The organism is Streptomyces sp. 3-6 (genome assembly GCF_056323165.1).
In genome coordinates, this window is the sequence record NZ_JBWHZP010000015.1 from 107569 (window position 1) to 123925 (window position 16357).

Genomic DNA, 16357 nt, shown 5'->3' on the forward strand with positions numbered 1-16357 from the left:
ACTATTGCAAGCAAGCCGCTTGCAGGAGTGTGCCGACTCACGCTCCGGTGAACGTGAGCCTGAGTGTTGTCCCTGTCCGTTCTCAGTAGATGTGGCGAGTCCCAGTGGTTCTGGCGCACGACCTGGCGGAGTCCCGGCGAAGCTGGCCGGCCTGTACGGTCCACCGCATGGTTGACGAGTTCGATGTGGCTCAAGCTCTGCAGGGTGGGATACCCGACAGGGCGCGAGCCTGGACCTTCGTTCGGGACTTTGCCGCAGCGTGGGCGGAGCCGCTCGCCGACAGCGCGGGTACGCGACCGGAGGAGCTGGAGCGAGCCGAGGAGACGCTGGGGCTCGCGCTGCCGACCGCGCTGCGCGAGGCGTACTCGCTTCTCGGTACGCGTCACGACCTCACCGGCAACCAGGACCCGCTGCTGCGGCCTTCTGAGCTGTTCGTGCACGACGAGTTCGGTGGAGTGCTCGTCTTCCGCAGCGAGAACCAGGGGTGCGCTTTCTGGGGAGTACGGCGGCGGGACCTCGGTCAGGACGATCCGCCGGTGTTCGTCCAGTCACGGGATGGTTGGGTCCGCTACCTGGACAGGGTCTCCCTGGCCTGCGTCGAGCTCGTACTCAGCGAGACGCTGCTTGGCAGCGAAGGACGGCTCTACAACGCCTGCGAACTTCCCGCCAGCCTGATTCGAGAGCTGCCGAGCCGGTTCGCGCCGGTGGACTTTCCCGATTACCCGATGTGGACGGGGAAGGAAGAGTCACCCGTGTGCTGGTTCTCCGCGCCGGGGAAGCTCTTGCGGCTCGACGGACTGAGTGACCACAGCTGGCTGCACGTTCGGGGGAGTACGTTCGCCGACCTGGAGTCGCTCTGCACCGCCCTCCCCGGCCACTGGGTACGTGGGTACTCAGAGCCGTTGGAAGCCGACGAACTGCCTTTCTAGGCATCCGAGGGTCTGCTTGGATGACCGGGAAAGTCTGTGAATCGAGCGCAACGGGGGCGTGAGGATGGCTGATCCGTACATCATTCTCAACGAACTCGCCCAAGAGCTTCGGCCGATGCCACAGGGAATCGAGTGGTTCGAGGGCCTCTCGACCGAGGAGCAGTCCAACACCCTGCGCCTCCTGTCACATTTCTGCATTCAGGCCCGCGCCACCGCCGAGGACGGCCCGGAAAGCATCCGACGCGCCGGACTTCGCGCCACGCACACACCGGCAGTTCTGATCACACGAGGGCGGATCGACCAGCAACTCGGAAAAATCGCCAGTCTCACCCCGCATGACGAGCGCCTCAAGTCATTCCGGCTACTGATCGCAGTGCTGGCCATCGCCGACGAACGCCGACGAGAGCGCTTCTGCTCCGACGGTTGCGGCCACGCGTGGCATCGCCTGCCTGTCGACACCCCCGAAGCCTCAGCCTGATCCCTCGCACTTTCGCGCCTACCGGACCAGTGGCCGAAGGGGAAACATCGCGCTCAGCGTCGGCAGTTTGCGCATCGCCTCGTCTTCGCATCGCACATCCCACTGCTCGCCGCGCGGCCCTCGATTGCCGCCTACAGCGCCCTGCTCGGCTTCGACGGCTTCATAGAATGCGTCGCCGCAGTCCTCATCCGCGCGGGTGAGTAGTCCATACGCCTCCCTGGCGACGTAGTCGAGAGACTCCCACTCCGGCCAGTCGTCGTTCCAGAGCTCCCGAGGACGACCCACCAGGCACTGAACCTCTGGAGTGTCGGCCAGAGCGTCGGGATCGATCACTGCCCGCGCGAAGGCTTCCCGACCGATCCCCACCATCCACAGGCCGAAGTAGCAGAATTCGTCGTCCGAACACCAGCCGCCGAAGATCCGCTCCGCTGCAGCCCATAGATCCCAAGTGAAGGCTTCACGCGTCACTTCGTCCAGACGAACCTGGAACTGCACGATCTCTGTCAGGGGCCTCCGCGACAACTCGTCACGCAACCACGCCAGCCGTTCGTCCCGGCCCTGCGTCTGCCGTCGGCACTCTTCGATGAGCTTCCAGAAGGAACCGATGTCCACGGCGGCACTGTGCCAGGCACCTCTGACACCGCAGGGTCGGCGAACATGTTCGAGCAGTGAGAAACACTGAGATCATCATCAAGCTCACCTCTCATGAGGCGCTGGTCCTGTCGGACTGGCTGGAGCGATCAGGTCGACGCCCCGGACAACCTCGGTCATCGGCGGTCGGCAGTCGGCAGTCAACGAGTGGCTGTGGCCAGGCGGCTCAATGCGGGAAGCACGCCCCGCAGGTCGTCGTCGTCCACCGCGACGGTCGCCGCTCCGCGCGCTCCGGCCGATGCGTTGAACGCCACGCTCAACCCGACGGACGCGAACAGCGGGAGGTCGGATCGGCTGTCTCCGACCGCACCGCACGATCGGGGAGGCAGCCCCAGCTCACGCGCCTGTGCGAGGGCGACGTCCCGTTTGCCGTACTCGTCGAAGTGACGGGCGACCCGCCCCGTGAACCGGCCGCCGACGGTCTCCAGCTCAGGACCGCTGAACGCATGGAATCCGAAGCGGTCGGTCAGGTAGCGGCCCACAGGCGACCAGGCGAGGGTCGCCAGCACGGGCACCAATCCGTTGTGCCGACACCAGGCCACGGTCTCCGCGATGCCCGGGACCAGGGGAAGCCCGTCGAGCCAGCCGGAGACCTGGTCCTCGTGCACCCCCGCCCAGCCCGCTGCATCCAGCTCGGAGACCTGCCGGTTGTCCAGGTCACCGGCGGCGTAGGCGTCCTCCGCCTCGGCCAACTCCTCCCGGTGGCCGAGGAAGCCGGCCAGGTGGACCGAGGAACTCGTGCCGGGGACGAGGGTGCCGTCGACGTCGAAGAACACGGCGCCCGTGGGATCGGATGAGAACATCGGCCCAGGATGTCACCACCCGCGCAATGACGGATCGGGTGTCGCCCAGACCGTGCGGCAGTGTGAGTCCCGTCCCGTGCCTCCCCGCGTCCGGCTCTCTACCGTGGGCACGAACGGTGACGGCGCACCACGCACTGCGCCACGCCCTGCGCGACGCCCTGTCACGGCCCGGAACGGGCCACGAGGGAGACACAGAACCATGACCCGCTGGACCGCCCGCCCCGAAACCGCCGACGACGCAGCCGCCGTCCGCGGCATCCTGCTCGCGGCCTTTCCCACCGACGCCGAGGCCGGCATCGTCGACGCGCTGCGGGCCGACCCGGAGGCGTGGATCGACGGCCTGTCGATGGTCGCCACGGGCCCCGACGGCACCCCGGTCGGATACGCGCTGCTCAGCCGGTGTCACGTCGACAGCCACCCCGCCCTCGCCCTGGCCCCCTGCGCGGTGCTGCCCTCCGCCCAGCGCACCGGCGCGGGCTCGGCCGCGATCCGCGCCGCCCTGGACGCCGCCCGGGCGCAGGGCGAGAACCTCGTCGTCGTCCTCGGCCACGCCGACTACTACCCGCGGTTCGGCTTCGTCCCGGCCTCCCGCCTGGGCATCCGCGCGCCGTCCGAGGTGCCCGACGAGGCCATGATGGCACTGGCCCTCGACGACAGCCGCCCCGTGCCGTCCGGCACCATCCGGTACCCCGCCGCGTTGAGCGCCTGATCCCTCCTGCGGTGCAGGTACCGGGGGCTCCCGCCGGTGCAGCCCAGAAGCACCTCCCGGGGCCCTCCCTGTGCGCGTGGCCCGCGAACGCCACCCGAGACCCGCGTGGTTGACCTTCACCTCGGGGGAGCCCTCAGCATCGGTGGGGCCGGGCGACGTGCCCGGAACGAGGAGGGACGGGCATGGAGTCGGAGCTGCTGACCATCGGGGCGTTCGCGAGGGCGTCCCGGCTGTCACCCAAGGCACTGCGTCTCTACGACGAACTCGGCCTGCTGACTCCCGCCCGCGTCGACCCGGTGACCGGCTACCGCCTCTACACACCCGGGCAGTTGGACCGGGCACGGCTGGTCGCGTGGCTCCGGAGGCTCGGGATGCCGCTGGCCCGCATCCGGCGGGTCTGCGCGCTGGAGGCGGGTCCTGCGGCCGACGAGGTCCGCGCGTTCTGGGCGCAGGTCGAGGCCGACACCGCCGCACGGCGGGACCTGGCGACCTTCCTCGTCGACCACCTCTCCTGGAAGGACCCCGCCATGCACCCGTCCCCCGCTGCTCTGGGCATCCGTTACGCCGCGCTCTCCGACACCGGCCTCGTCCGGGACAGCAACCAGGACACCGCCTACGCGGGGTCCCGCCTGTTCGCCGTCGCCGACGGTTATGGCAGCGTGGGCGGCCCGCGAGCGCGGCCGCCGTCGACGCGCTCAAGCGCCTGGAGTCCGACACTCTCCCGGCGGGCAACCTCCTCAACGTTCTGGCGGACGCGGTCGACCGGGCCGAGCAGGCCGTGCAGGGCGTCGCCGGCGCCGACGCGTCCGCCGAGGACGCCGGGACCACGCTCACCGCGCTGCTGTGGACCGGGTCGCAGCTCGCCCTCGTCCACATCGGGGACTCCCGCGCCCACCTCCTCCGGGAGGGGGAGTTGTTCCAGATCACCCACGACCACACGCGGGTGCAGTCACTGGTCGACGAGGGACGCCTCAGCCCGGCCGAGGCCGCCTCCCACCCCCAACGGTCCCTGCTCGTACGCGCCTTGGCCCCGGGTGCCGACTCCACCCCCGAGATGCGGCTGCACGATGCCCGGCACGGGGACCGGTATCTGCTCTGCTCGGACGGCCTGTCCACCGTCGTGCCGACCGACGAGATCCACCGCGTGCTCACCGACATCGGCGAGCCGGAGCACGCGGTCCGCGAACTCGTCGCCCTGGCCAATGGTTCCGGCGGTCCGGACAACGTCAGTTGCGTGGTCGCCGACGTCGTCGAGCTGCCGTAGGGGCGTCGGAAGCGGGGCCCCTCAGCCCGGTGCGGGTGCTGCCGCCGTCCTGTTGCCGCTCATGGCCGGACGGCGGTACCGGCGGGCTTCGGGACCCGACCGGTTCTCGCGCGGTCCGCCGCCGGCCTCACCCCCCGTAGCGCAGCTCGCGGCGGGTCCAGAGCGTCACGTCACTGCTGGTGGCGACGGCGAGGGTCAGGCCGGAGGGGGAGAAGCCGGCGGCGCGGAGTTCCGAGTGGTCGGAGTGGAAGACGTGCCACCACGTCCCTCCCGCCGGCCCCGTGTTCATACCGCCGTCGGCGGAGAGGATGACGCGGTGGTGGGGCCAATCCGGGCTGACGACGTCCAGGGTCCAGCCGTCGGGCGTGGTGCTGTGCAGGCCCCCGCCGAAGAGGCCGGCGATGCGCACGGGGGTGCCCGCGACCGGGCCCAGCCCGGGGCAGGTGAGGTCCGGGTGGGCGTCGGGGGTGCTCGTCCCGGGGTCGGGGTCCCGGTCGCGGGCGATCTTCTCGCCGGTGATCGCGTCGAGGAGTCCATGGCCGTCACCGGACACGATCATCACGAGGTCGTGGCCGCTGTCGGGGTGCACCGCGAAGCCGATGCCCAGCAGTCCCCCGACCGGGATCCGCCGGTCCCCCACCGACCGCCACGGCTCGGGCGGCGGCAGGACGGGTGCCGCGAGGTAGCGCTCGCGCAGCTGCTGCTGGTACGCCGTGATCACACTCGTCTCCTCCGTCGGAGCACGTCGGGGCGGGCAGCCGGACGCACCCGGGCCCGGCAGGGGTGGGCTCAGGGATCCGGGGCCCGGGAGGCCCGGGACACTCGGTGGTCCCCACGGCTGGGGTGCGCCGGGACCGAGGTCCCCCTACCCCGCGTCGGGTGGGCGGACCGCCGGACGCGCGCCTGCCCCGGCGCCCGCGGCCGTCCGGGCCCGGTGGGCCCAGTCGCGCAGCACCGGGACGCAGTGCTCGGCGAAGTGCTCGTAGTCCTCGGCGGTGTTGTAGACGTGGGCGGACAGCCGCAGGTAGCCGAGTCCGGCGAAGCTGGTGAAGGCGGCCTCCACGCCCATCTCGCGGGCCGTGCGGTCGCGCAGCGCGTCGGCCTCGACCCGGGTGCCGGCGAGCCCCTCCGGCAGCCGCACCAGCCGCATTCCGGGCACGGGCATGCCCACGTCCACGGGACCGCCGTCGGTGCCGGTCAGGTCGGCGAGGGCGGCGGCGATGACGCGGGCGCCGTGGTCGGCGAGGTCGTCCATGTAGCGGCGGGCCGTGGGCCAGCCCCAGGTGGAGCCGATGAGGTCCAGCGCGGTCGCGGCGGCCAGGTGGCCGGTGGCGTCCTGGGTGCCCTGCTGGTCGAAGCGGTCGGGATACGGGTCGCCGGCGCCCCAGGAGTCGATCAGCGGGTACAGCGTGTCCCGCAGCGGCCCGCGCGCCACCAGCGCCGCCGTACCGCGCGGCGCGCAGCCCCACTTGTGGAGGTTGCCGACCCAGAAGTCGTACGGCTCGCCCGCCAACGGCGCGGCGATCAGGCCCGGCGCGTGCGCCCCGTCGACCAGCAGCGGCACACCGCGCCGCCGGGTCTCCGCGGCGATCCGCTCCACGGGCAGCCGGCGCGCGGTCGCGGAGGTGATCTGGTCGACGACGAGGTCGGTGGCCTCGCTCAGCTCGGCGGTCACCGCCGCGCACGCCCGGTCCGCGTCCGCGTCGAGCGGCACCCGGGCGGTGCGGACCCGGCCGCCCCAACGGCGGGCCAGGCGCTCCGCGCCCATCGTGACGGCACCGTAGCCGTGATCGGTGACGACGATCTCACCGCCGCGGCGGCGCTCCAGGGCGGCGAAGACGACGCTCGCCCCGGCGCTGGCGTTCGGCACCAGGGCCAGGTCGTCCACGTCCGCCCCCAGGAAGGCGGCGAGGTCGGCACGGGCCGCCGCGAGCCGCCGCGGCAGCGCCGGGAACCACACCACCGGCGCGCTCTCCATCTCCGCGCGCAGCCGCTGCTGCCGCTCCTGCGCCACCCGTGGCACCGCCCCGAAGGAGCCGTGGTTGAGGTGGCGCAGGGACGGATCCAGTGACCAGGCGTCGGCCGCCGGCCGGCCGTCGGCCAGCAGCAGCGGGCGCGGTGCGGTGGTGACCTCGGTCTCGCTCACCTGACTCCCCTCATGGCCCCGGTGCCCGGAACAGACCTCCGACGGCGGCACGCCAGCAGACCCTACCCATCCGGCCGGCCGGATGGCCGCCCAGGAGTCCTGACGGTGACGGCCGACGACGCTGCCTGCCCACCGGCGGCCATCTCGCCGGGCGGGGCTCAGCGCGGTGGAGTGGTCGGCGACACGCTGCCGCACGCCGAGGCGTGTCCGCTCCCGGACCGTCCCCGCCCGCCCCACGACACCTGCCGCGACACCCCCACGACACCCGCCGACCGAGTCCGCACATCCCCGCTCCACGCACCCCAGCCCCGCACGCCCCCAGCCCCGCCCGCCCCGCTCCCCTCCCCCGCACGCACCGTCCCCCCGACGCCCCCCACGCCCCATGCCCCACGCCGCCCGAGCCGCCCCCCAACCCGGGCCGCCCCCGCCCCGAGCCACCCCCACCCGCAGCCCCGTCACGCCCCCCGGATCACGTCCCGCAGTCTGAGGACGGCGGACGGCCACGCGGCGTCGTCCGTGTCGCCGCACGGCAGGGCCCGCAGCAGCAGGGAACGGCCGGCGGCCTCGCGGTGCGGGAGGCCGAGGCCCTCCTTGGCGCGTTCCAGGGTGCGGGCGTAGGAGGCGACCGCCCGGGTCACCTTCGGCGCGTCGAGATGAGTGCGGGTGACCATGCGGTCGAGGTCGGTGTAGGCGGAACGCACCGTCTCCAGCAGCTCGTACGTCCTGCTGTCCTCCTGCCAGCCGCGGGTGTGTCCGGGCGGCAGGGCCCGCTCCCACCGGGCGAACATCCGGGTGCGCAGGCGTGGCCGGGTGGGCGTGAGATGCAGGTGGCGCACCAGGTCGAACAGTGGGTCGCCCGCCCGGGCGAGCTCCCAGTCGACCAGCACCACGGCGGCCCGGTCCTCCGGGCGCCGGACGAGGTTCCACGGATTGAGGTCGCCGTGCAGCAGGGCGGGGGAGCGGTCGGTGACCCGGCGGGAGCCCAGCAGGCCGTGCAGCGTGCTGGCGTCCGGCAGGCCCAGTTCCTCGGCGAGCCGCAGCGTCGCGGGTGACATCGCGCGCACCCGCCGGACCAGCCGGCGGGTCAGCCGGCTGTAGAAGTCGGGTGTCTGGGTGCGGACGAGGTCCTCCCGGTCCAGGTCCATCAGCTCGGCGACCGAGGCCAGCACCCCGGGGTCGGTCAGCGCCGCGAGCTGGTCCACCAGGGCGTCCGCCTCGCCGGGGAGCAGTCCGTGCACGGGGTGGTCGGGGCGCCCGGTGCGGCCGGCCGGGCCGACGTAGTCGTGCAGGGCGAACCCGCCCTGGCCGTCGCTCTCGCCGATGGCCAGCACCCGCGGTGCCCGGACCGGGCGGCCGTTGCGCTGCAGGCTGCGCAGCACGTGGTTCTCGTCGAGGAAGCGCCGGCCGTGGCCGGGCCGGACGTGCAGCCGCCGGCGCACCACGGCCTCACCGCCCCGCACGACGGTGACCCGGTGCGCGGTGCCGTCGATCACCTGCTCGGGCGGCGCGCTGCGCTCCTGGTCCAGCGCGTCCTGCACGGCCTTGCGCCCGTACGCCCCCGCCCCGCGCCCGCCGGACTCCCCCGTCCGGGCGCGGGGCGGGGGGAAGTGGACGGTGAAGTACGAGCGGCTGTCGGCGGGAGTACCCCCGGTCTTCACCCGCCACTCGGCCAGCGCGGTGCGGATGCGGTGTTCGTCCGGGACCTGGGCGAGCTTCAGCGGACCGGCGGCCGCGGTGAGCGCGCGGGCGACGGTCACCGCGGCCTCGGCGATGTCGCGCTGGTCGAAGTAGTCACCGAGGCCGTGTGCGGCACGGATGACGTCCGGGTACACCGACTGCGCGCGTTCGAAGGAGAGGTAGTGGGGCAGGTCGCGGCTCAGGCCGTGGGCCGCGGCGGGCCGGTGGCGGCGCAGCGCGGCCCGCCACGCGGTGATCACCTGGTGGCACTGGACGCGCGGGTACCGCATGCGCACCAGGTGAACGGCGAGATCGGACAACGGGTCCCCGTACCCGGCGAGTTCCCAGTCCACGCAGACCGGGGTGCCGTCCGCCGCGTAGGGCAGGATCAGGTTGCCCCGGTGCAGGTCGCCGTGGAGCAGGCCGTACGGACGGCGGGTCAGCACCGGCACCCGGTCGGCGTAGCGGAGCATGGCGTCGCCGGGCACGCCGAGCTGCTCGAACAGCTCGTGGTGGGCCCGGTTGGGCAGCCACACCTTCTCGTGGACGAGCAGGGCCTGGTGCCGCAGGTACGCCTGGCTGTCGTCGCCCTCGGCGGGCGGACCGTCCGGCAGGGGCGGCAGCACGTCCGCCGGCACGGTGGCCATCAGCCCCATGAACCGGGTCAGCGCGACGACCAGTGGCCGCTCCACCCTGGTGCCCTCGGGGCAGACGGTGTCGAGCGAGACGCCCTCGACGTGGCTCTGCACGTTGACGTTGCCGCTGCGGCCCAGGAACCGGGGCAGGTGCGGCAGCCGGCCGCCCAGCGCCCGGAGCACCCGCCCCTCGTCCTCCCAGGTACGGACGACGACCGGCACGGCGTCCCCCCGGCGGAGGCGGACGGTGACCGGGGTGCCGGCCGCCACGCCGAGGCAGTCGGCGACCTCGTCGGTCACCGGGACCACGAAGTTGACGTTGTGATGGCCGCTGTGCGCCGGCGGCCGGCGCAGGGCGTCGGCCACGAAGGCGCCGAGGGGGTCGGACGGATCGTCGGGGTGCCTGACCCACAAGGGGACGGAGGGGCGGGAGGGACTGCCCACGGGCGGCGCTCCTCGGGGATGAGGACGGCGGGGGGGGGACGGAACGCTACTGCACGGCAGGGACATCCCTACCCGCACGGGCGGCGCGTGCCTCAGTGCGCGCCCCGCACGGGGGACTCCCGGTGTTCCCAGTACCAGCGGGTGAGGGCGGAGGTGATGTCGCGCGGATTCGGCACTGCCTCCAGACCGAGGGGATCCGCGGCGGCGGTGAGTACATGGTAGAGCTGAACGGCCGTGCGGTCGTAGGTGTCCGGGTCGTCGTCCGGGGCGGTCTCCAGGGACAGGCAGGCGCGGACGGCGTCGGTGAACACCGACTGGGCCCGCTTGTAGGCGAGCAGTTTCGGCAGGTCGTCCTCCCATCCCCGGGACGCGCCGGGCCGGACGGACTCGACGGCCTCCCGCCATCGCGCGGTCATCTCCTCACCCTGCGTGGCGGGGTACCGCATCAGATGCAGGTGGGTGGCGAGGTCGTACAACGGGTCGCCGACCATGGCGAGTTCCCAGTCGATGGTCCACAGCCCGCCGTACGCGTCCACGATGAGGTTCTCGCGGTGCAGGTCGGCGTGGAGCAGGCAGAAGGGCCTGGGGGTGAGGTTCCTCAGGCGCAGCCTGAGCCGGTCGAAGCACGGGGCGTCCACGCCCAGGCCCCTGAAGAGCGTGTCGAAGCGCTTGCTGTTGTGCCGGTAGACCCGGTGCTCGGTGAAGAGCAGCAGCCGGTCGAGGAAGCCGGTGGTGTCCCCGTCGGCGGGCCGGTCCTCGGGTCTGCAGCGGCGCCCGGCCCGCACGTCGCCGACGCCCAGGGCGGCCAACTGCCGGAACAGGCCGACGATCTGATCCGTCAGATGGTCCGGGACGGCGCTGCCCGCCTCATGGAGGGTCCCCAGCGTCACCCCCTCGACGAAGCGCTGGAGGAGGGTGCTGCCCGCCCGGATGATCTCGGGGACGCCCGTGACGCGGCCCTGCAGGGACCGGAGCAGCAGTTCCTCCGAGACGAAGCAGCGGCGGTCGAACCACAGCAGCCCCCGGCGCGGTTCCCGGCACTTCCAGCGCACCTGCGGACCGGTGCCGGTCGGGTCGGGCAGGGGGAACACGTACGTCTCGTGGTGGTATCCCGTCAGGGGCCCCACCACCACGCTCGCGTCCCCGCTCATGGCAACGGCACGCCGTCGGGTCGTGGAAGCCGTTTCGGGTGGCATCGCCCGTTCTTTCACCGAAGGCCGCAGCGCGGGACGCGGAACGAGGGGGAGGCGGGAGGGTGGGAGCGGGAGAGGCGTGGGCCCCGTCTCCACCGTGCCGGTGCATCGTGTGCGAGTGCATCGTGCCAGAAGCGGGCTCTCCCGGGGACGTTCCTCCCTCGCTCGCGCGGACGACGGAACGTCCACCAGTACGAGCGGGCGCGTTCCGCGGTTCACGAACGTCCGGTGCGGCCCGGTGCACAGGTGCGGAGCCCGGCCGTGCGCCGGGTGTGACACGCGTGCGAGGAGTTGACGATCCGGCTGCCGACACGATCCGGATCGTGCATCCTTGCCCAATGACATCGACCCTTCCGGCGGTCGGGGACCGTGCACGGGGCACGGCACTCCGCGACCTGCTCGCCGGGACCGAGGCGGTGCTGCTCGACTTCGACGGCCCCGTCTGCGACCTCTTCGGACCGGTCCCGACCGCACATGTGGCCGCGGAGATCAAGGCCATGGCGCGCGGTCACTGGGGCCGGCTGCACCGCGAGGTGGAGGACTGCCACGACTCGCACGGGATCCTGCCCCGGCTGGGTGACATGGCCGACAAGCACCGGGCCGACGGACTGAGCCGCGAACCCCTGCGCCGGGCCCATGCGATCGTCACCGGGTACGAGTACGACGCCGTGCGCACCGCCCGGCCCACCCCGCTGGCCGGTGAGCTGCTGAGGCAGTTCCGGCGGTTGCGGCTGCCCGTCGTGGTGGTGACCAACAACGCGGCCGGACCGGTGCGCGTCCACCTCGAACGCGAAGGGCTGACGGGTCTCGTCGCCGACGTGTGCGGGCGGGACGCGGACGAGCCGCGCCGGATGAAGCCGGACCCCTACCTGGTGGACTGCGCGCTGGTGCTGCTCGGCGGGCCGGACCCGTCACGGGTGCTGCTGATCGGGGACCAGCTGACGGATCTGGAGGCCGCGCGGCGGGCCGGGGTCCGCTTCCTGGGGTTCACGGCCGACCCGGACAAGCGGCGCCGCATGGAGGAACTGGGCGCGGACGGGGTGGTCGGCTCGCACGCGCCGGTCATGGACGCGGCACGGCGACTCCCCGCGCCGTGAGCCCCTCCACGGTGTGCAGGTCCCACCGTGCGTCGAACCAGGACTGCTTGTCCTGCACCATGTAGGCGTCGACGGCGTGGGCGTCGTCCCCGCTGAAGTACATCAGCGCCGCGTCCAGGCCGAGTACGTCGATCACCTCGACCGACTCGCCCGAGGTGAGTCTGATCTTCCGCTGGACGGCCTTGTAGGTGCCGTAGAGCATGCGGCGCTTGTTGAGCAGGTACACCTTGATGTCCGGCACCATCAGGGCGTGCCGGATCTCCAGGTCGACGTCCGGCACGAACTCCTCGGTCTTCAGTTCGTCCAGGGCCTGGGTCAGGGTGGCCGTGCTGCGACGCGCTATCTCGCGCAGCCGGGCGCGGGGCCGGTCGTCGTCGGGGTCCCTGACGTTGATCGGGTACGGCCAGGTCGCGGACTCGGAGGGCAGCATCAGCCGGACCCTGATGCTGCGCGGGGAGCTGTGTTCCGCCTGGCCCGGGTCGCTGCTGCGCTCGGCCCGGATCCGGTCCAGCATCAGCCGGATGTGGATGCCGAGGGATTCCGAGGTCAGCGTGCACACGTCGAGCGTGACCTCGTCCTCCTCGAACGCGTCGCCGATGACCCGGCCCAGGGTCATTCCCTGCTCCCCCGCGGGCGGCACGGACGTGCTCCGGATCCGCTGGGTCGTGACCACCTTGGAGCCGCTGCCCTGCCGCGTCGAGATCCACCCCTCGTCGGACAGCTCGCGCACCACCCGGCGGACCGTGTCCCGGGAGACGTCCAGCTCCTGCGCCAGTTCCCGCTGCGGCGGAAGGTAGGTGTTCAGGGGATAGGTGCCGTCGAGCATGCGGGACCGCAGGGTTTCCAGGACCCGCCTGAACTCCCTGCCGCCGCCCTCCCCGGTGTGCTCCGCGTCCACATGCGGACCGTACCGCTCAAGGCACCGGACCAAACCGCTTTCCGTCAATTTGGGCCGATGCCGTCCGCCTGGTTAGGGGATCTCTCCGTCAGGGGACAACCACTATTGGTCAAGCAGCCCAATTGGACGGGTGAGGGGCGGCCGTCACCCGGTGAGGGACGCGGGTGGGGACATGCTTCTTTTTCACGCGACGTGTGCGGCCCTGGAGTTCTCGGTCGGGCTGCTGGCGCAGAGCAGACTCGGCTTCGTCGGCCTGGTGCTGGTGTGCGCGGGCGCGGTCGCCGTCCGGGTGCGCCACGACGGGTACGCGGTCGGGGCGGCGGTGGTGTTCACCTACCTGCTGCTTCAGGCCTGAGCGGACCTCAGGACGTGCAGCACCGTCTCCAACGAGTCCACGACGACCCGGGCGCCCGCCTTGCGCAGGGCGGCGCCCTTGTCCCCGTCGCGCGCGTAGCCGAGGAAGGCGACCCCCGCCCGCTCGGCGGCCTCGCGGTCCTCGGGGCTGTCCCCGATCATCAGCGCGGAACCGGCGGCCGCCCCCATGGCGTTCAGGGCCCGCAGCAGACAGTGCGGATCCGGCTTCAGCAGGTCGAGCCGGATCGTCCGCCCGTAGAGGTGGGGGGAGAAGCAGCCCAGCAGGCCCCGGCCGCCGAGGTAGTCCCGCACCGTGCGGGCGGAGTTGTTGGTGGTCACCGCGAACCGGCCGCCCAGCGCCGACCAGGTGCGGATGAGCGGGTCGGCGTGCGGGGTGGGCTGGGCGGAGCCGACCGCGTGCCGCTCCCGGTCGGTGAGTCGCGCCTCCAGCTCGGTGACCAGGTCGCTGCCGGGATGGCGCCGGTCCACGGCCCGCAGCACGACCTGTGGGTCGGGGTGCTCGCGCTCCTCGTCGCTGAGCAGTCCGCTCAGGCCCTGCTGCTCCAGCCACTCCACCAGCTCACGGGCCACGCGCTCCGCCGAATGGCCGGCGAACAGGCGGCAGATGGGCCCGTCGAAGTCCCACAGCACGACACGGTCGGGGGTGACCACATCTCTCAGTGCGGCGGCCAGTTCTCTTCCGGTCCCGGACGTCACCGCATCGGTCTGCGTCGTATCAGGAGTCACTAGGAGAGTGTCAGGTCGGTCGTGATGGTTTCCCAGAGGGCGTCGAACCACTTCTGCGATTCCTCCACGAACGCCTCGTCCCGCCGGCCCACCCGGCGGTCGAAGCAGAACAGGAGGGACTGCGAGCCGAGCACGTCGTACATGTCGAGGGTGTGCTCGCCCCACTCCTCCTCGCGCCGTTCCAGCCGGTAGTAGCCGTAGAGCGCCTCGGCGCCGTTGAGCAGGTAGAGCTTCATCGGCGGGGTGAACGGCAGGGCGCGGAAGCGGACGTGGACGTCGATGCCGTGGGTGGCGCGGACCGCCTGGAGGTTGTGGCGCAGCACCTGGGCCTGGGCGTTGCGCATGGACAGCCACCGGTCGTGGACCGGGTCGCCCGCCTCGTCGTCGGCGCCGTCCTCGACCAGCACCGGGAACGCCAGGTTGATCTTGCGGGAGGGCAGCAGGATGCGGAACTCGACGGACTGCGGGCGGAGGGCGTCCTCGTGGATCATCCGCAGGGGCTCGCCGACGGCGACCATGAGGGTCTCGGACGTGTGGCAGACGACGTCGACGCGGACGTGCTCGGCGCGGAACGCCTCCGTGAGGCGGGGCGCCAGGGCGACCATCGTCGGCCGGGGCTCCTCCGGGGCGGACGCCGGTTCGGCCACGGTGGGCGGTGCGCCCTTGGTGACGTTGGTGAGCAGACCGGCGTCCTGGAGGGTGCGCAGGGCCTGGCGGACGGTGCCGCGCTCCACGCCGAACTCGTCGGCCAGCTCGGCCTGGGTGGGCAGCCGCTCGCCCGCCCTGAGGTCACCGCTGCGGATGCGCCCGCGCAGCGTCTCGGCGATCTCCTGGGCGGAGAGCTTGCTGCTGCCGTTCACGGCCACGTTCTCCTGGGTCACGACCGAACGCTACAACTCTGATCCATCTTTGGGGAGTTGCCGGGGAGTTGTTTATTGATATCCACCAAGTGGGGACAACTTCATCAGAGTTGGCAGCCAACTCGGTCGAGTTGGCACTCACACCATTCACCGGGGGTCGCCGTGCATGTCCTCGCTCTCCTCTCCGCCGTCCTCGTGGTCACCTTCGAGCAGCTCGTCGAGTGGCGGTACGGCCCCGCCGGCCTGCTCGGTCTGCTGCTGCTCACGATCGGCATCAAGGCCGAGCGCCCGTCCGTCAGCTCCGCCGGGGCGGTCCTGCTCGCCCTGCTGGTCGCGCGGCCCGCCTTCTGAGGTACGGACCGACGCCCTCAAGGGGCCGTGGTGCGACGCAGACGGCCCGGTGCCCCGGTGCCCCGGTGCCCCGGTGTCCACGTTCCGCGTCTGCCTCCGGACCGTCCGGGACCGGCCCGCCCCTTCGCCCCCACCCGTCCGGACCCCGCTCGGCCCCCGCTCGGCTCCGCCTCCACCCCTGGGAGACGTCAGCTCGTGAGCTCCAGCTCCGAACTGATGGTCTCCCACAGTGCGTTGAACCACAGGCGGGACTGCTCGACGAAGGTGGTGTCCCGCTGGTCCGTGCCGTGCGCGAAGGAGAACAGCATGGACCGGATGCCCTGGGCGTCGTACGTCTCCAGGCTCTCCTGGTCGATGCGCGTCTCGTGGCGGGACAGGGTGTAGTAGGCGAACAACGCCTCCGTCCCGTTGAGCAGGTACAGCTTCACCGGCGGCGTGAACGGCAGGGCCCGGAAGGCGACCCGCACGTCGATCCCGTGCGTGGCCCGCAGGGCGAGCAGGTTGTGCCGCAGCACCTGCCCCTGGGCGTTGCGCATGGCCAGCCAGCGGTCGTGCACGGGGTCGGTGTCGCCGTGCCGCTCGACGGGCACCGGGAAGGCCAGGTCGATGCTCCGGCTGGGCAGCAGGACCCGGACGTCGACCTTGGCCGGTTTCTGCCGTCCGGCGTGGATGCGGCGCAGCGGTTCACCGATGGCCAGCGTCAGCGACACCGCGGTCAGGCAGACGGCGTCGATCTCCACGTGGTCCGCCTCGAAGGCCGCCGTGACGCGGGAGGCCAGGGCGACGGTCGTGGGCTGGGGCGGTGCCGCCGGGCCGACGGGGGCCGGCCCGGGGGGAGCCTCGGCGACGGTCGCCGGGGCGCCCTTGGAGACGTTGGCGAGCAGCTGCTCGGACTGCAGGATCCGCAGCGCACGGCGCACCACGCTCCGCTCCACCCCGAACTCGTCGGCCAGCCGGGCCTGGGTGGGCATGCGGTCGCCCGGTCGCAGCGCTCCGGTCCTGATCCGGGCGCGCAACACGTCGGCCACCTCACGGGGGGTGGGCCGTGGCCGTTGTGACCTCGCCCGTCCGGGGACGGAGCCGTGTTCCGGGTCCACATCCCGACCCTACAACTTCACGCC

16 protein-coding genes and 1 pseudogene are annotated in these 16357 nt (G+C 72.3%); 7 read left to right on the forward strand and 10 right to left on the reverse strand.

What is annotated here, in order from left to right; genetic code table 11:
• Positions 1–167: 167 nt before the first annotated feature.
• Both AC02VZ_RS19915 and AC02VZ_RS19920 read left to right on the forward strand, forming a co-directional pair.
• The gene (locus tag AC02VZ_RS19915; RefSeq protein ID WP_476476019.1) at positions 168–929 is read left to right on the forward strand and encodes an SMI1/KNR4 family protein; all 762 of its coding nucleotides are present in this window, start codon (positions 168–170) and stop codon (positions 927–929) included.
• Between the two features lie 64 nt (positions 930–993).
• A complete protein-coding gene (locus AC02VZ_RS19920; protein WP_476476020.1) occupies positions 994–1407 on the forward strand; it encodes a DUF5958 family protein in 414 nt (137 codons plus the stop codon).
• A gap of 18 nt (positions 1408–1425) precedes the next feature.
• On the opposite strand, the gene AC02VZ_RS19925 is transcribed toward AC02VZ_RS19920, so the two are convergent.
• A complete protein-coding gene (locus AC02VZ_RS19925; protein WP_476476021.1) occupies positions 1426–2019 on the reverse strand; it encodes a DUF4240 domain-containing protein in 594 nt (197 codons plus the stop codon).
• A gap of 179 nt (positions 2020–2198) precedes the next feature.
• Complete coding sequence (locus tag AC02VZ_RS19930; RefSeq protein ID WP_476476022.1) at positions 2199–2861, reverse strand: HAD family hydrolase; 663 nt, start codon at positions 2859–2861, stop codon at positions 2199–2201.
• A 199-nt stretch (positions 2862–3060) separates the two neighbouring features.
• Between AC02VZ_RS19930 and AC02VZ_RS19935 the strand changes: the two genes are divergently transcribed.
• Together AC02VZ_RS19935 and AC02VZ_RS19940 are read left to right on the forward strand one after the other, a co-directional pair.
• Positions 3061–3570: a GNAT family N-acetyltransferase gene (locus AC02VZ_RS19935; RefSeq protein ID WP_432054791.1), complete on the forward strand. Its 510-nt coding sequence runs from the start codon at positions 3061–3063 to the stop codon at positions 3568–3570.
• Positions 3571–3752: 182 nt separating this feature from the next.
• A pseudogene (locus AC02VZ_RS19940) lies at positions 3753–4834 on the forward strand (MerR family transcriptional regulator).
• Positions 4835–4961: 127 nt separating this feature from the next.
• Here the strand turns inward: AC02VZ_RS19940 and AC02VZ_RS19945 are convergent.
• The 4 genes from AC02VZ_RS19945 to AC02VZ_RS19960 all read right to left on the reverse strand — a co-directional run bounded on the left by AC02VZ_RS19945 (position 4962) and on the right by AC02VZ_RS19960 (position 10887).
• Positions 4962–5555, reverse strand: coding sequence for a hypothetical protein (locus tag AC02VZ_RS19945; protein WP_432054792.1), 594 nt, complete (start codon positions 5553–5555; stop codon positions 4962–4964).
• A 144-nt stretch (positions 5556–5699) separates the two neighbouring features.
• Positions 5700–6980 carry an aminotransferase class V-fold PLP-dependent enzyme gene (locus tag AC02VZ_RS19950; RefSeq protein ID WP_476476023.1) on the reverse strand — a complete coding sequence of 427 codons (1281 nt, stop codon included), beginning with the start codon at positions 6978–6980 and terminating at the stop codon, positions 5700–5702.
• A 455-nt stretch (positions 6981–7435) separates the two neighbouring features.
• Complete coding sequence (locus tag AC02VZ_RS19955) at positions 7436–9736, reverse strand: phosphotransferase family protein (RefSeq protein WP_476476024.1); 2301 nt, start codon at positions 9734–9736, stop codon at positions 7436–7438.
• A 92-nt stretch (positions 9737–9828) separates the two neighbouring features.
• Positions 9829–10887: a phosphotransferase gene (locus AC02VZ_RS19960; protein ID WP_476476025.1), complete on the reverse strand. Its 1059-nt coding sequence runs from the start codon at positions 10885–10887 to the stop codon at positions 9829–9831.
• Positions 10888–11267: 380 nt separating this feature from the next.
• Between AC02VZ_RS19960 and AC02VZ_RS19965 the strand changes: the two genes are divergently transcribed.
• The gene (locus tag AC02VZ_RS19965; RefSeq protein ID WP_432054796.1) at positions 11268–12026 is read left to right on the forward strand and encodes an HAD family hydrolase; all 759 of its coding nucleotides are present in this window, start codon (positions 11268–11270) and stop codon (positions 12024–12026) included.
• Here the strand turns inward: AC02VZ_RS19965 and AC02VZ_RS19970 are convergent.
• Positions 11992–12924 (reverse strand): winged helix-turn-helix domain-containing protein, encoded by a 933-nt coding sequence (locus AC02VZ_RS19970; protein WP_432054797.1) that lies wholly within the window; start codon positions 12922–12924, stop codon positions 11992–11994. The two genes, AC02VZ_RS19965 and AC02VZ_RS19970, sit on opposite strands and share 35 nt — an antisense overlap.
• A 172-nt stretch (positions 12925–13096) precedes the next feature.
• On the opposite strand from AC02VZ_RS19970, the gene AC02VZ_RS19975 reads away from it, so the two are divergent.
• Positions 13097–13279 (forward strand): hypothetical protein, encoded by a 183-nt coding sequence (locus AC02VZ_RS19975; protein WP_432054798.1) that lies wholly within the window; start codon positions 13097–13099, stop codon positions 13277–13279.
• Here the strand turns inward: AC02VZ_RS19975 and AC02VZ_RS19980 are convergent.
• Positions 13270–14025 (reverse strand): HAD family hydrolase, encoded by a 756-nt coding sequence (locus tag AC02VZ_RS19980; protein ID WP_476476026.1) that lies wholly within the window; start codon positions 14023–14025, stop codon positions 13270–13272. The genes AC02VZ_RS19975 and AC02VZ_RS19980 overlap by 10 nt on opposite strands.
• Positions 14025–14906, reverse strand: coding sequence for a GntR family transcriptional regulator (locus AC02VZ_RS19985; RefSeq protein WP_476476027.1), 882 nt, complete (start codon positions 14904–14906; stop codon positions 14025–14027). Before AC02VZ_RS19985 ends, AC02VZ_RS19980 begins: the two co-directional genes overlap by 1 nt.
• Before the next feature lie 141 nt (positions 14907–15047).
• Between AC02VZ_RS19985 and AC02VZ_RS19990 the strand changes: the two genes are divergently transcribed.
• Entirely contained in the window at positions 15048–15236 is a 189-nt protein-coding gene (locus AC02VZ_RS19990) for a hypothetical protein (RefSeq protein WP_432054801.1), read from the forward strand.
• Between the two features lie 188 nt (positions 15237–15424).
• Here AC02VZ_RS19990 and AC02VZ_RS19995 read toward each other — a convergent pair whose 3' ends face one another.
• Complete coding sequence (locus AC02VZ_RS19995; protein WP_476476028.1) at positions 15425–16333, reverse strand: winged helix-turn-helix domain-containing protein; 909 nt, start codon at positions 16331–16333, stop codon at positions 15425–15427.
• Positions 16334–16357: the final 24 nt, after the last annotated feature.